Below are 14047 nucleotides of genomic sequence, written 5' to 3'. Positions count from 1 at the left end.
CGCACCCCTGACAGCGGGTCCCGAAGGGCCCCGAGGACCGGCAGCGGTGCGGTCGTACCGGCCCTGCCGCCGACCGTCGCCTGAACCGCCGGTCCGCAGGGCCCTCGTACGTCGCGAACTGCGCCGATGCCCGGCGCGACGTCACCGGAATCATCGCGCTCGCCCGACAACTCGGTATCTGAATCTTCGGAATTGTCGGAATATGGCAAGAGCGTGTCCATCTGACAACTTGGCGCAGCGCCGACCGGTCTCGGCTCAACTGCCCTTCCTGCAGGGCAAGGTCGCTGACGTGGAACCCGGTGCCCCTGTGTCGGTCGGGACCGGTGTCTGTCGACGCGTCGCCAAGGCAAGGTACGACCGCCCCGACCGGTCGTCCCATCACCTACGCCGACGACGGCGAGGGCCTGCACTCCATCAGTAGTCGGCTTCCCTGCGGCCCGACCGGGCGGAAGCCTGCCTTGGTCCATGCCCTGATGGCCCGATGGTTGGACGCTTCGGGATCGACGGTCACGCGGTCCCAGCCCATGACGGCGTGCAGGTGCCGGACGAGGGCGCGGGCGGCATCCGGGCCGAGGCCCTGGCCCTGAGCGTGGGGGAGAAGGGCCATGTCGATGCCGCCGTCGCGAGGGCCGGCAGGAACGTACTGGGCGTATCCCACGGGTGCGACGCCTTTGAGGACCAGTAGCGACACCACTGCGGGGCGGCGGCGTCCGGTGTACTTGGCGGCGACTTCTGCGCGGGTGAGAGGCCGCCCGCCCCAGTTGCGGACGAATTCGGGGTCGGCGAACCAGTCGGTGAGCAGCGGGAGATGCTCCTCGGTGGCGGGAACGAGCGAGGTTGCCTCGCCCACGATGACGTCATCCGGCGTGTCCTGCATGAAAGCCCCTTCGCGCGGGTGCTCTGCCCAGTCCGTCCATTGTTCTGGCGCCAGGGTGATCCGGCGAGCGGCGGCCGGTGCGGAGCGACGGATTCTTCGTTGCGCCGGTCCGGGGTGACCGGGATGCTGGCACGTCGGAGGTGCTGCAGGTGGCCAGCGTTGAGTTGAGTCTGACCGTCCGTGATCTGGTGCACGCGGATCTTGCGTCGTGCGGCTGGGCGGGTTCCGCCCGCCATCTCGCAGGGATGGCGGTGCAGTTGGACCGTGCCCGACGCGGGGACGTCGACTATCTGGCGGTCTGTGCTTCTGCCGATATCCCGGTCGCCAAGGGAGGCGTCGACTACCGGGTCAAGGGAGGGGTCGGTACGTTGTGGCAACTGGCCGTCCATCCCGCCTTGCAGTCCTGCGGAATCGGCACCGTTCTCATCGAGGCTGCGGAACAGCGCATCGTGAGCCGCGGGCTGCGGCAGGCGGAGCTGGACGTGGAGGACAGCAACCCCCGTGCCCGCGCGCTCTATGAACGTCTTGGCTACGTGGCGTACGACCGTCGGCCGGACGCGTGGGACGAACAAGCCCCCGACGGAACACTGCGCCGCCACGAGACGATGTGCACCGTGATGCGCAAGGAGCTGTCCTAAGGGGGCCGCCTGGTGGTCGTCGACCAGAGGCTGATCGGGCGTACACCGCGCTCCGACCTCGCCACGTACATCGGCCCGTTCGACCTCGTCCGCAAGGTGTTCGCGATCCACGGACGAGGCCAGGTCCCGCGCGGTTACGGCGTCGGGCGCTTGCTCTCGAGGCGTGTACGCCTTCGGTGCCTCCGTCAGTACATGTCCAGTACGTTCTCCAGCGCGCTGATGACGTAGGAACGCCAGCCTCCGCCCATGATCCGGTGCGCCATCCGCTGGGCCGGGTCGTCCGGGTCGAAGCCTGTGTGCACCAGGAAGAGACGTGTGCCGCGGCCTTCTGGCTCCAGGGTCCAGGTGATGGTCCAGTCGGCGCTGTTCCCCTGACCTTCGACGGCGTCCTGCCAGCGGACGCTCAGCATCCGCTCGTCGTCGTACGCGAGGACTTCGGCCCGGATGGTGCCGGAGAAGTTGGTGTTGGGGCGGGGCACGGCGGTCATCGTGTACCGGTGGCCGACCTCCAGGCGGAAGTCGCCGGGCATCATCCACTGGGCGATCAGCTCGGGCTCGGTCAGGGCCCGCCAGACCTTGGCGGGCGGATGGGCCAGAAAGTGATCGACCTTGATCGTGGTGAGGTCGTCCTCATCGGGACCGTCGGGCGCTTGGGGCATCGTCATACCTGATCGTCCGGCATGCGGTCGAGCAGATCGCCCAGGCTCTTCAGCTTCTCGCGCCAGAACCGCTCGTACGGATGGAGCCAGTCCTGCACCTCGGCGAGCGGGGCCGCCTCCAGGCAGTAGATGCGCTGTCTGCCCTGGCGCTCCTCGGAGACGAGGCCCGCATCTCGGAGCACCTTCAGATGCTCCGAGAGGCTGGGGCGGCGCATGGCGAAGTGGTCCGCGAGTGCCTGGACCGGCTGGGGGCCCTGGTCGCGCAGCAGTCGCAGCACCTCGCGCCGGGTCGCGTTCGCGAGGGCGGCGAAGAGCCGGTCCTGGTCCTGGTCCTGGTCCTGGCCCTGGGCGCTCTGGTTGACCACTTCGGTCAGAAACCTTCCTTCTCCGTCAGCAGCATCAGGCCGTTGCCGTCGGGATCCCGGAAGCCGGCCATACGTCCCCAGGGGAGATCGGTCGGGCCGTCCACGGTGACTCCGGCTTCGCTGAGCCTGGCGCAGTCCGCGTCCACGTCTGTCGTCACGAACATGATCCCTCGTGTGGTTCCGGGAGTGAAGTCGCCCATGCCGGGGCCGGAGAGGGTGAGCACGGTCTGTGCGCCCTTCGGGGCGACCTGGAGCCAGCGACCGGGCGGCATCTGGAGGTCCGCGGTGACCTCGAAGCCAAGCACGTCCGTGTAGAAGCGAAGGGCCTTGTCCTGGTCGGAGACGGGGACCGTGACGAAGGAGGCGTGGGTGATGTTCATGCCGACCACGATAGGTAGGGATTCTCCTACGCGTCAACCGTAGGGAATCCCCTACCAGTGGGATGCGTGGACCCTGGGCGGCTGCCGGTCACCGCGGATGATCGGGGCGCGCGGCGTGCCACGCGCCCCGATCGCCCTACGCCTCGTCCAGGGGTGAGAAGGCTGCCTGGTGGTGGAGGCGGCGCCATTGGCGGGGCGTGGCGCCGTAGGTCTGGTGGAAGCGGCGGGAGAAGTTGCTGGGATTGGTGAAGCCCCAGGACCGGGCGACGGCTTCGATGGTGCGGTGGGCGTGTTCGGGCATGGCCAGGTCGCGGCGTGCGCCTTCGAGGCGTCGGCGAATGATCCATTTCTCCAGGCCGAGGCCGCCTTGCTCGCAGAGCCGGTAGAGGGTTCGTACGGAGATGTTGTGGGCCGCGGCGATGCTGTGGGGAGTGAGCGCGGGGTCGGTCAAGTGCGCGCGGATGTAGGCGAGGACGCGGGTGAGGAGGGTGTCCTCCGCGACCGACCTCCGGGTCCGTTCGTCGGCGGCCACCGAGACGATGAGGGCGCGGGTGAGTTCGAGGGTGGCGGAGGCGAGCGCCTCGGCGCCGGGGTCGGCGCTGAGCTGGTCGGCGCGGTGATACAGGCTCCGTATGTGATGCAGCAGCAGAGGTGCGATATTGCTGTGCCGCAGGAGCGGAATCGAGGTCCGGACGAGATGTTCGGGCAGGCCGAGACGGTCGGTGTCGACCATGAACGCGACGGACAGGCCCTCCCCGGACCACGCGTACTCGTAACCGGCGGTCTTCTGCGCCAGAGCCAGGGCGTCGGGACCTACGTGCTGCTGATGACCGTTCCAGGTGAATGCGCCCGTCCCTTGGCTCTGGGTGATGATCGAGACGGTGTTCATCGAGTCGCATCGCGCGTGTCGCGGGGTGCGCCAGATGCGCATGCCCGAGCCGCGCGTGGCGAACAGGGTCAGCGGGCCGAAGTTCCAGACTTCCAGTCGCTTCCGGATGCCGGCCTCGGGATGTTCCTGCTCCACCGAGCAGCTGCCGCTCTCGCCGACGGCCACGGCGTGATAGGCCTCGATGCGGTCGGCGGCAGGTAGGTCCGCCGTGTCCAGCACCAGCATGGTCCCCCCAGAGCGGCAGCAGCGGGCCTTCCGCTGCCGTGCCCGTCCTCCGGATTCTTCAACACCGCCAGTGGCTTGCAGGGGTGGATCGACGTACTGCTGGGCCACCTACGCCTGGTTCTTCACCGTCCGCCACAGCAGTCACTGGGGCGGACCGCGCCTTGGCACGCAGGGAACAGTTCTCGGCACACAAAGCAAAGAACCTGGCTCGCGGCACTGGCACGATCCCCCTCACTGAGTCGGGTACGGACACCGGCACCGGCCGCTGACGGGAGCGCTCCCATGGGTAACTTCATCACGACCCACGACGGCACGAAGATCTATTACAAGGACTGGGGCAGCGGCCGACCGGTGGTGTTCAGCCACGGCTGGCCGCTGAACGCCGACGCCTGGGACGACCAGCTGCACCTGGTGGCTTCCCACGGCTACCGTGCGATCGCACACGACCGCCGCGGACACGGCCGATCCGGCCAGCCGTGGAACGGCAACGACATGGACACCTACGCCGACGACCTCGCCCAGCTGATCGAGACCCTCGACCTGCACGACGCCGTGCTGGTCGGACACTCGACCGGCGGCGGCGAGGTGACCCGTTGCATCGGCCGGCACGGCACGTCCCGGATCGCCAAGGCCGTCCTGCTCGGCGCGGTGCCGCCCCTCATGCTCAAGACCGACGCCAATCCGCAGGGTCTGCCGATCGAGGTGTTCGACGCCATCCGGTCCGGGGTGTCCGCCGACCGATCGCAGTTCTACGCCGAACTGAGCCTGCCCTTCTACGGCTTCAACCGGCCCGGCGCGAAGGTCTCGCAGGGCGTTTCGGACGCGTTCTGGCTGCAGAGCGTGCAGGTCGGGCTCAAGGGCGCGCTGGACTGCATCCGCGCGTTCTCCGAGACCGACTTCACCGACGACCTGGGGCGCTTCGACATCCCCACCTTCATCGCCCACGGCGACGACGACCAGATCGTCCCGATCGTGGCCGCCGGCCTGGAATCGGCCAAGCTCGTCAAGGACGCGACGCTGAAGGTCTATCCGGGTGCGCCGCACGGTCTGGTGGGCGCGTTCAAGGACGAGTTCAACGCCGACCTGCTCGCGTTCCTCGCCTCCTGAACCCCACCGCCCCCGCGTCGCCACCGCCACCCGAGCACCGTTCTCGACCGCGCCACCCACCGGCACGTCCGCAATCCGCACGGTCCAACCCTCCTGTCCGAAAGGGTTCTTCATGCGTGTTCCCGAACTGCGCCGTCTGCTGACGGCACTGGCCGCCGCCGTGCTCATCGTCGCCGGCGCGGTCTCCGCCCAGGCGACCTCCCAGAAGTCCGGGCAGGCCGAGAAGGGGCCGAAACCGACCGTCGTGCTCGTGCACGGGGCGTTCGCCGACGCCTCCGGATTCAACGACACCATCGCGCTGCTGCAGAAGGCCGGTTTCCCGGTCATCGCGCCGGCCAACCCGCTGCGGGACACCGCGGGCGACGCCGCGTACATCTCCAGCGTGGTGGACACCATCCCAGGCCCGGTCATCCTGGCGGCCCACTCCTACGGCGGCGTCGTCATCACCAACGCCGCCCGCGGCCACGCCAACATCAGGGCTCTCGTGTACATGGGGGCGTTCGCGCCCGACGAGGGCGAGAGCGCGCTGCAACTCGCGGGCCAGTTCCCCGGCAGTGAACTGGGCGCCGCCCTGATCCCGCGCAGCTACCCGGTGCCCGGCGGCGAACCGGGCACCGACGGCTACATCGACGCCGCGAAGTTCCGGGACGTGTTCGCCGCCGACCTGCCCGCCTCCCGGACCCGTCTCATGGCGGCCACCCAGCGCCCCGGCAGCGTCCAGGGCCTCAGCGGCCCCAGCGGCGCGCCCGCCTGGAAGACCATCCCGTCCTGGTACCTGATCCCGACCCAGGACAAGGTCATCCCGCCCGCCGCCCAGCGGTTCATGGCCAAGCGCGCCGGCAGCAAGGTGACCGAGATCCGGTCCTCGCACGTGGTCATGATCTCCCACCCGGAAGCCGCCGCCGACATCATCAAGGCGGCCTACGCCGCCACCCGTTGAAGGAGCGAACGCTCATGAAACCGGACACCATCGTCCTCGTCCACGGCTTCTGGGTGACACCCCGCAGCTGGGAACACTGGATCACCCGCTACCAGTCCCAGGGCTTCCGGGTGCTGGCCCCCGCCTACCCAGGGTTCGAGGTGGAGGTGGAGGCGCTCAACGCCGACCCGACCCCGATCGAGGAACTCACCGTTCCCTCGATCATCTCGTCGCTCGAGGAGCTGATCGACGGCCTCGGCACGAAGCCGATCATCATGGGCCACTCCGCCGGGGGCGTGTTCACCCAGATCCTGCTCGACCACGGATACGGCAGCGCCGGAGTGGCCATCAACTCCGCGCCCACGGAAGGAGTGGCGGCGGTCCCGCTGTCACAGCTGAAAGCGACGTTCCCGGTGCTGAAGAACCCGGCCAACCGGCACAAGGCCGTCGGATTCACCTACGACCAGTGGCGCTACGCCTTCACCAACACCTTCCCCGAGGACGAGGCCCGCGCCCTGTACGAGCGCTACCACGTCCCTGCCTCCGGCCATGTGTTCTGGGGCAGCGCGCTGGCCAACATCCATCCCGGCCATGCCGATTCGTACGTGAACTACCGAAACGACGACCGCGCTCCGCTGCTGTTCGTCGCAGGGGAGAACGACCACCTGATGCCGCCGAAGATCCAGCGGTCCAACGCCAAGCACTACAAGTCGAACACCGTCACCGACATCGTCGAATATCCGGGACGGTCCCATCTGATGCCCGCCCAGAAAGGCTGGGAGGAGATCGCCGACCACGCCCTCGCCTGGGCCCTCGACCACACCTGACCTACCGATACCTGACCGATCGACACCTGACTGACCGACAGCCTGTCAACAGAGCGCGGTGCCCGGCTCCGCCGGGCGCCGCAGCATCAGGAGGCGTCCATGACCGAAGTCCGGTTCACCCACATCGGCGGCCCCACCGTCCTCGTCGAGTTCGCGGGCTGGCGACTGCTGACGGACCCGACCTTCGATCCACCCGGCCGCACGTACTCCTTCGGCTGGGGGACGTCCTCCCGCAAACTCACCGGCCCCGCGCTGAGCCCCCAGGAGATCGGACCGGTCGACGCGGTGCTGCTCACCCACGACCATCACGGCGACAACCTCGACGACGCCGGCCGCGCCCTGCTCGCCGGCGTCCCTGCGGTGGTGACGACCCGTGCGGGGGCGCGCCGGCTGGGCGGCACGACCGTACGGGGCCTCAAGGCCGGGCAGACCACCCGGTTGCTGGCACCGAACCGGCCTCCCATCGAGGTCACCGCCACCCCCTGCCGTCACGGCCCGCCCCTCAGCCGCCCCTTCGCCGGGCAGGTCATCGGATTCGCCCTGGCCTGGCCCGGCCAGCAGCACGGTCCGCTGTGGATCACCGGTGACACGGTTCTGTACGGCGCCGTACGCAAGGCCGCCCGAGCCCTTCGTCCCGGCACCGTCCTGCTGCACCTGGGCGGCGTCCGGTTCCCGCTCACCGGCCCCGTCCGTTACTCCATGACCGCTGCCGACGCCCTCGACCTGTACGAGACCGTCCAGCCCGAGACGATCCATCCCGTCCACTACGAAGGCTGGCAACATTTCCGCGAGGGGCCCGAGGCCCTCACCGCGAAACTGCAGGCCCTGCCCTCGGAGCGCGGCAAGCCATTCACTTGGCTGCCACGGGGCAGCCCTCACCTCACCGTCGTCTGACCGATGATCACGGCCCGCAGCGTCGGCCTGCCCTGATGCGGTAACACGAACTGCCGAGAGAAGAGACGAGAAGCCGTCCACGAAGCGCCGGACGCCGTCGATGCCACGGTCCTGCGCAGCAGCGCTAGGTGTTGCTCCACCCGGTGGTGCTGGAGTACGAGTCGAGCAGGTCCACCACGAAGAGGAGGGTCGAGCCCGCCGGGATCAACGGTGAGGGCGACTGATTGCCGTAGCCGAGACGTGGGGGAATGATGATCTCGCGTCGACCGCCGACCTTCATCCCCTTCACTCCCCGGTCCCAGCCCTTGATGACCCTGCCACTGCCCAGGGCGAACTTGAACGGCTCGCCCCGGTCCCAGGAAGCATCGAACTCCTTCCCGGACTCGAAGGTCACCCCGACGTAGTGGACCCGGACCACCATGCCCGGCTTCACCTCGGCCCCGTCCCCGACGACCAGGTCCCGGACGGTCAACTCGGTGGGCGCGTCACCCTCCGGAACGTCGATCTCGGGCTTCGTCAGTTCACTCATTGCACCCTCATCGCTCTCCGCCGAATGCCCTCCGCACGGGTCGGCCGGACACATGGACACCCCATGCGGCAGATGGACACGCTACCGGGCGTGCCGAAATCCGCCTGGAGGTCACTTCCCATGTCGCTGGCAACGCCGCTTGCAGACAGCCTCGGCGGGCGCGGAACCGGCCCGGAAATCCGACTTTCGTCCATCTGCAGAACACGCGGCTCGCACCGAGGCCCTGGTGGCCTCGTGGTGGCTGCTGAATCGACGGCGGGCCTGAGGGCGGGCGGCACCTCGGTCGCCAGCACGTGCGATCACCGCGAGGTGATCAACGGGTCCCGATCGCGAGACGGGTCCCGATCGCGAGGGCGACGTCGCTCGTCCCGGCGCCCTTCGCGACCATTCATGCGCCTGTGAACAGAGCAGCCCGTCGCCGTGCATCGGGGCGGTCCGGCCGTCGGTTTAGGGGCGGGGGCGTCGACCGCGAAGAACCGGTTGTCGGTTCCGGCGATCGTCCGCAGCCGGGGAGTGGCCCTGTGCCCGTCTTCCCAGGTGCACTCGACGGAGTGGACTCCGGGTGCGGTCCGCCCAAAGACGAACCAGCTGGGGCCGGTCGGGGTGAGTTTCCCCCAGCTGGTCTCGACCTCGCGGTCCCCGGCTGCGTTGAGCGCTCCGTCATCCACGAACGAGCGCCGCTGTCCGACCTCAAGGTTGGCGAAGTACCAGTCTGTGTCGACTAGTTGAGGTCCTCCGGGGCCGCCCGCGCGCTGAGGGTCCGGATATTCGATCTCCTTCATGGAGTTCCACAGGCGGCCCGCTTCCTGAGTGTCGGCGGCGCGCTTCCACACGTCGACGCTGAGGGCCCAGGGCTTCCCGTCGAGCCGCCCGTTCGCGATGATTTCCGTGCTGGGCCGGGGCGCCTCCTCCTGTTTCGTGGCGGCCGGTGTGGCGCCGGAATCTGCGCCCGCGCCTGCCCGCCCACGAGTCCGGAGACGGGTCGGTGGACGACGACATCCGGCTGACCTCGGTCCAGCGCCGCGGACTGCTGTTCACCGGCCTGACCGTCGTCGCGTACGCGGCCGTGGTGCTGTCCCTGTGGCTGCCCGACGGCGCGCCGCTGCGCGGCGACGGTGGGGCACTGGTGCCGTCCCCGCTGCTGTCCGGCATCGTCCCGGTCCTCTTCGGCGCGTTCCTGCTCGCGGGAACGGTCTACGGCTTCACCGTGAAGACGCTGAGCGGCTCGGAAGGCGTCGTCACCGCGATGACCGACGCGGTGAGGAACATGGCGGGGTACGTCGTCATGATGTTTGTCGCCGCGCAGGTGATCGCCGTGTTCAACTTCGGCGCTGTGGTCGCTGATCGGGCCGGTCTTCGTCCCCGCGTTCATGCTCCTCGGCATGAACCCGGCACTCAGCCAGGCGGCGTTCCGCATCGGGGACTCGGCGACCGCGGTCATCACCCCGATGAACCCGTACGTGTTCCTGCTCCTGGCCCTGCTCCAGCGCTACGAACCGGAGGGGCCCGTCCGGGCACGCTCATCTCCCGCCCCGCGATCTTCGTGGTGCCGTTCCTGGCGGTGTGGCTCGCCATCCTTGCGGTGTTCTACGGGTTCGGCCCGCCGCTGGTCCCGGGGGCGGGCATCGGCTTCAAGTGACCGCCCCACCCACGCGAGGACCGTCTGCGCGAATTCGACCGGCACCTGCTCCGGCGCCGCCACGTGTCCGTCGGACAGCACACGTGTCTCGCAGCCGAGCGCGGCCGCGAACTTCCGGAGGGAGGGGAGCGAGAAATGGTCGCCCGAGGCGCAGACGGCGAGGGTGCGCGTGGTGATGTGCGGCAGACGCGGCTCCATCGCATAGCGGCGCAGCGACTCGTGCCCCTCCTCGACCCGGTCGAGCACGGTCAGCGCGTCAATGACATACCGGGTCAGGGCGGCCTCCTCGCCCGGCCGGTAGAAGCGCCGCCGCCTGTCCCACAACTCTTGCAGATGGGAGCCGTCGGCCTTCGGGTCGACGTGGTCGACACGGCCGTGCCCGCCCGCGCCGCTGCGCTTGTCGTCGTCGACGAACGCGGCCGCCGACAGCATCAGGCTCGCCACCCGGTCCTGGAAGCGGGCCGCCACCTCGACGGCGATCACCCCGCCGGTGTGATGGCCGACGAGGTGGAACCGGTCGAGACCGAGCGCCTCGACCAGATCGCCCACGGCATCCGCGAACCGCTCGACGGAATGGGGGCCCGCGGGCTTCGCGGAGCCCCCGTAGCCCAGGGTGTCCATCGCGATGGCCCGGTACCGGGCATCGACCAGGGGGAGCCCGTCGAGGTACTCCGTCCAGGAACGGGGCGTCTGGTGGAGTATCAGCACAGGCTTGCCGTCGCCGCACTCCACGTAGTGCAACTGGCCGAAGCGGCTGGGGACATAGCCCTTCCGCAGCGCGCTCGTGTCCGTCGTATCTGTTCTGTCCGTCATGCGCGGGTCGCTTTCGTCAGAGAGCCGGCAGCACCGAGGCGCCGACGGCTTCGATGAGGTCGGTGGGCGGGTCGTACGAGCCGACGTGCTGCAGGAACACCCCGCTCACGCCGTCGGCACGCAGGGCGCGCAGCCGCCGGGCGATCTCGTCGGCGGTGCCGAAGAGGCAGAACTCCTCGGCGAACCGCAGCGCCGCCGCGTCGTCGACCCACGCGGAGGCGACCTTCACGGCGGCGTCCCAGTCCTCGGCGTGCACCAGATCCGGATACACGCCGTCGACGACGTCGGGCACGTCGACCTCGATGCCGGCGAGGGCTAGGCCGTGTCTGATAATTGATCTTGTGGCTGGTCGAGGTGAACTGACGGATGCGGCGTGGGAGCAAATACGACCGCTGCTTCCTGCGATGGATGGGCGAGGTAGACCCTGGCGGGATCACCGGCAGGTGATCGATGGGGTGCTGTGGCGGCTGCGGACCGGTGCTCCGTGGCGAGATCTGCCCGAGCGGTATGGCCCGTGGCAGACCGCCTACGAACGCTTCGCCCGCTGGGAAGCCGATGGCACATGGGCCAGGTTGCTCGAGCACGTGCAGGTCCGCGATGACGCGGTGGGCCGGATCGAGTGGACCGTGTCGGTGGACTCCACCATCCATCGTGCCCACCAGCACGCCGCCGGCGCCCGTAGAAAAGGGAGCCCAGCGGGGACAAATTGGGGGATCCGCAACGCTCGGCGGCGCGGCAGGCTCTCGGCCGATCCCGGGGAGGGGTGACCACCAAGGTCCACCTGGCCGTCGATGGACGAGGCCTGCCGCCGTCCATCGTCCTGACACCGGGCAACGTCAACGACTCCACGATGTTCGACGCAGTCCTGGACGCCATTTACGTTCCCCGGTCCGGGATGGGCAGGCCCCGACGCCGACCTGACCGGGTGCTGGCCGACAAGGCGTACTCCTCGCGGGCTATCCGGGCCGCGCTCAGGCATCGTGGCATCAAGGCCACCATCCCCGAACGCTCCGACCAGGTCGGCAACCGGCGTCGAAAGGGCAGCGCCGGCGGTCGCCGCCCCGCATTCGACCGTGAGGCAGACAAGCACCGAAACGTCGTGGAACGCTGCTTCAACCGGCTCAAACAGTTCCGGGCCGTCGCCACACGGTTCGACAAGCTCGCCGCCCGCTACCAGGCGGGACTGCAGCTGAGTTCGCTCATGTTGTGGCTACGCGATCTGGTGCCGTGACCACCGGGCGAACAGACTTCGCCTCCTGCGAGGTTGAGTCGTGAACGCCGTTTGCGGGACACCCAGCGCAGCGAGCCGTGACATGAGCCGAACCTCTTGCTCTGACGTGACAGAGATCCACAGGGCTGTGCCCGTGTCGCTGGCACTGAAGATCTCTCGACCCTGTCCCCACGCCTCGGCATGAATTGTGTAGGGAGCCAAGGCCAGAAGCACGTCGAATTGCGTGTCGTCGCGGACATCGACGTCAATCCCCATGACGGGGTCACTTTTCGCAGACCGGATGCCCTCGGTTACCTCGTTGGCGGCCATCGACAGCACCTGCTCGTACGCGGGCGCCACTTCCTGTGGCCAGGCGATATCGCTGTAGGCATCGATGTGAGCCGTCTCGATGCTGTCTCGCAGGACACGAAGCGCCTCTCGGTGAACGCTTACCACGTCTGCTGCCTCCAGGCCGTCTCGGAGGAACAGGTTGCGACGTGGTTCATCGGCTTCACTGGTCATGCGGCTCAGCCTTTCACGTGCCGATGTCGTCCGTTTGAAGGGCCTGACCTTTCGCGGCTGTGGCTGCCGTTGTGGCCACGCAGTTGACGACTTCGCTCGCCCACAGCTTGATCATTTATCAGACAGGCCCTAGTAGGACTCCGTTAGATCTGTCTTGCTCTCGGAGGTCGGCTCGGTAGGGGCTGGTGGCAGGTGGTGCAGATACCGGTCCAACACCTCAGCGTGTTCTGAAGGGCGTCGAGGACTTGGTAGAGGGTGAGTCCGGTGCGGGGACTTTTGGGGACAGGCGCTGTTCGGTGAGGAAGGCTTGGGCGGCGGTCACCAGGGTGACGTGGTGATGCCAGCCGGGCCAGGACCGGCCTTCGAAGTGGTCAAGTCCCAGGCCGTGTTTGAGTTCGCGGTAGTCGTGCTCGATGCGCCAGCGGACTTTGGCCAGAGTGACCAGGTCGGCGACCGGAGTGTCGGCCGGCAGGTTGGACAGCCAGTACTCGGTGGGTGTCTCCGCGTCTGCGGGCCATTCGACCAGCAGCCAGCAGTCCGGCAGAATCCCGTCCCACCAGCCCTGCTCGGCCGAGGCGGTGGATTTGAGCGGGCGCTCGACGGCTGTGCCGGCCGGCCGGACCCGCACGGCGGCGAAGCGGGAACGCAACTCGCCTCGTGAGCCCTGGCGCCAGGTGAGCGGGGTGAAGGCCAGGCGCCCAAGCCCGGCGGCGAGGGTTCCCACGGAGGGTGCCCGGTGGCGGTAGCGGGGCTGCGGCCAACAGCCGACCATCCCCTTGCGGGCCGGGGCCTCGGGCTCAGCGTCGAACGGATGGGCCGTCACATCGGCGCGGATGGCCAGTACGTAGGCGAGGTGGCGGTTGTGCAGGGCGGCCCTCAGGTGGGCGTTGGTGCCGTAAGCGGCGTCGGCCACCACCGCCGGCGGCGACATGCCCCACTCGGCGAGGGTATCGAGCATCTCCAGGGCCAGCCGCCACTTCTCCCGGTGCGTGACGTCCGGCGGAATGAGGGTTCTGGCCCGGCGGTCGTCGTCCGAGTCCCATTCGGCGGGCAGGAACAGTCGCCATTGCAGCGGGCACGAGGCGGTGTCACTCGCCGCGTGGACACTGACAGCGACCTGGCAGTTGGCGCGTTTGCCCAGGGCCCCGCAGTACTGCGGGGCCACGGCCACCGACATCCGGCCGTCCTTGGGCACCGACACATCGTCGATCACCCAGGCCACCGGATTGACCAGCGGCAGCAGACGTTCATTGATCCGCCGCTGCACCGGCACCGGATCCCAGGTCGACTGGTTCACGAACTGCTGCAGGTTCTGCTCGTTACCGTCCGGCAGCCGCGAGGCCATCGCCTGGATCGACTTGCGGCGCCCGTCCAGCATCAGACCCCGCAGATAGCAGTCGCCCTTGGCCCGCTGGTCCTTGCGCGACACCGACGCAAACACATCCGCCACGAACAGCGCCAACGTCGCCCGGACACGCTTCACTTCATGTGCGTCCACCCATCCAACATGCTCCTGATCAGGACCATTCGGAAGACCTAACGGAGTCCTACTAG

General features: G+C 68.6%; 16 protein-coding genes and 1 pseudogene. 7 read left to right on the top strand and 10 right to left on the bottom strand.

Annotation, left to right across the window (positions count from 1 at the left end; translation table 11 throughout):
* Positions 1 to 382: 382 nt before the first annotated feature.
* Positions 383 to 877, bottom strand: a complete 495-nt coding sequence (locus tag B072_RS0129115; RefSeq protein WP_018533492.1) for a GNAT family N-acetyltransferase — start codon at positions 875 to 877, stop codon at positions 383 to 385.
* Between the two features lie 149 nt (positions 878 to 1026).
* Between B072_RS0129115 and B072_RS0129110 the strand changes: the two genes are divergently transcribed.
* On the top strand, positions 1027 to 1515 hold the full coding sequence (locus B072_RS0129110; RefSeq protein ID WP_043244944.1) for a GNAT family N-acetyltransferase: 489 nt from the start codon (positions 1027 to 1029) through the stop codon (positions 1513 to 1515).
* Between the two features lie 185 nt (positions 1516 to 1700).
* Here B072_RS0129110 and B072_RS0129105 read toward each other — a convergent pair whose 3' ends face one another.
* From B072_RS0129105 to B072_RS0129090, 4 genes are all read right to left on the bottom strand, one after another.
* The gene (locus tag B072_RS0129105; protein ID WP_018533490.1) at positions 1701 to 2180 is read right to left on the bottom strand and encodes an SRPBCC domain-containing protein; all 480 of its coding nucleotides are present in this window, start codon (positions 2178 to 2180) and stop codon (positions 1701 to 1703) included.
* Positions 2177 to 2539, bottom strand: a complete 363-nt coding sequence (locus B072_RS0129100) for an ArsR/SmtB family transcription factor (RefSeq protein ID WP_018533489.1) — start codon at positions 2537 to 2539, stop codon at positions 2177 to 2179. Before B072_RS0129100 ends, B072_RS0129105 begins: the two co-directional genes overlap by 4 nt.
* 5 nt (positions 2540 to 2544) lie before the next feature.
* Positions 2545 to 2919, bottom strand: a complete 375-nt coding sequence (locus B072_RS0129095) for a VOC family protein (protein WP_026246415.1) — start codon at positions 2917 to 2919, stop codon at positions 2545 to 2547.
* A gap of 136 nt (positions 2920 to 3055) precedes the next feature.
* On the bottom strand, positions 3056 to 4033 hold the full coding sequence (locus B072_RS0129090; protein ID WP_018533487.1) for a helix-turn-helix domain-containing protein: 978 nt from the start codon (positions 4031 to 4033) through the stop codon (positions 3056 to 3058).
* 282 nt (positions 4034 to 4315) lie between these two features.
* On the opposite strand from B072_RS0129090, the gene B072_RS0129085 reads away from it, so the two are divergent.
* The 4 genes from B072_RS0129085 to B072_RS0129070 all read left to right on the top strand — a co-directional run bounded on the left by B072_RS0129085 (position 4316) and on the right by B072_RS0129070 (position 7780).
* On the top strand, positions 4316 to 5140 hold the full coding sequence (locus B072_RS0129085) for an alpha/beta fold hydrolase (protein WP_018533486.1): 825 nt from the start codon (positions 4316 to 4318) through the stop codon (positions 5138 to 5140).
* Positions 5141 to 5252: 112 nt separating this feature from the next.
* A complete protein-coding gene (locus B072_RS0129080) occupies positions 5253 to 6080 on the top strand; it encodes an alpha/beta fold hydrolase (RefSeq protein WP_018533485.1) in 828 nt (275 codons plus the stop codon).
* Positions 6081 to 6094: 14 nt separating this feature from the next.
* Complete coding sequence (locus B072_RS0129075) at positions 6095 to 6886, top strand: alpha/beta hydrolase (RefSeq protein ID WP_018533484.1); 792 nt, start codon at positions 6095 to 6097, stop codon at positions 6884 to 6886.
* 99 nt (positions 6887 to 6985) lie between these two features.
* Positions 6986 to 7780, top strand: coding sequence for an MBL fold metallo-hydrolase (locus B072_RS0129070; RefSeq protein ID WP_018533483.1), 795 nt, complete (start codon positions 6986 to 6988; stop codon positions 7778 to 7780).
* 124 nt (positions 7781 to 7904) lie between these two features.
* Here the strand turns inward: B072_RS0129070 and B072_RS44275 are convergent, their stop codons facing one another.
* Positions 7905 to 8309 (bottom strand): FKBP-type peptidyl-prolyl cis-trans isomerase, encoded by a 405-nt coding sequence (locus tag B072_RS44275; RefSeq protein ID WP_018533482.1) that lies wholly within the window; start codon positions 8307 to 8309, stop codon positions 7905 to 7907.
* A gap of 928 nt (positions 8310 to 9237) precedes the next feature.
* Between B072_RS44275 and B072_RS49390 the strand changes: the two are divergent.
* A pseudogene (locus B072_RS49390) lies at positions 9238 to 9751 on the top strand (AbgT family transporter); the annotation flags it as partial.
* A 47-nt stretch (positions 9752 to 9798) separates the two neighbouring features.
* Here the strand turns inward: B072_RS49390 and B072_RS0129055 are convergent.
* Together B072_RS0129055 and B072_RS0129050 are read right to left on the bottom strand one after the other, a co-directional pair.
* Positions 9799 to 10761, bottom strand: a complete 963-nt coding sequence (locus B072_RS0129055; RefSeq protein ID WP_018533480.1) for an alpha/beta fold hydrolase — start codon at positions 10759 to 10761, stop codon at positions 9799 to 9801.
* A gap of 16 nt (positions 10762 to 10777) precedes the next feature.
* Positions 10778 to 11053: a hypothetical protein gene (locus B072_RS0129050; protein ID WP_018533479.1), complete on the bottom strand. Its 276-nt coding sequence runs from the start codon at positions 11051 to 11053 to the stop codon at positions 10778 to 10780.
* A gap of 49 nt (positions 11054 to 11102) precedes the next feature.
* Between B072_RS0129050 and B072_RS46890 the strand changes: the two genes are divergently transcribed.
* Positions 11103 to 11992, top strand: a protein-coding gene (locus B072_RS46890; protein ID WP_199791108.1) for an IS5 family transposase whose coding sequence is annotated in 2 segments (ribosomal slippage) — positions 11103 to 11454 and positions 11454 to 11992 — 891 coding nt in all. Because the reading frame shifts where the segments join, the coding sequence is not laid out codon by codon here.
* Here B072_RS46890 and B072_RS0129035 read toward each other — a convergent pair.
* Both B072_RS0129035 and B072_RS0129030 read right to left on the bottom strand, forming a co-directional pair.
* The gene (locus B072_RS0129035; RefSeq protein ID WP_158689254.1) at positions 11972 to 12493 is read right to left on the bottom strand and encodes a hypothetical protein; all 522 of its coding nucleotides are present in this window, start codon (positions 12491 to 12493) and stop codon (positions 11972 to 11974) included. The two genes, B072_RS46890 and B072_RS0129035, sit on opposite strands and share 21 nt — an antisense overlap.
* 217 nt (positions 12494 to 12710) lie before the next feature.
* Positions 12711 to 13991 (bottom strand): IS701 family transposase, encoded by a 1281-nt coding sequence (locus tag B072_RS0129030; RefSeq protein ID WP_078506519.1) that lies wholly within the window; start codon positions 13989 to 13991, stop codon positions 12711 to 12713.
* Positions 13992 to 14047: the final 56 nt, after the last annotated feature.

Origin of the sequence: Streptomyces sp. HmicA12 (assembly GCF_000373565.1) — a bacterium.
GTDB lineage: Bacteria > Actinomycetota > Actinomycetes > Streptomycetales > Streptomycetaceae > Streptomyces.
Note: the sequence above shows the minus strand (reverse complement) of the source record. Positions and strands in the feature narration are given on the sequence as shown.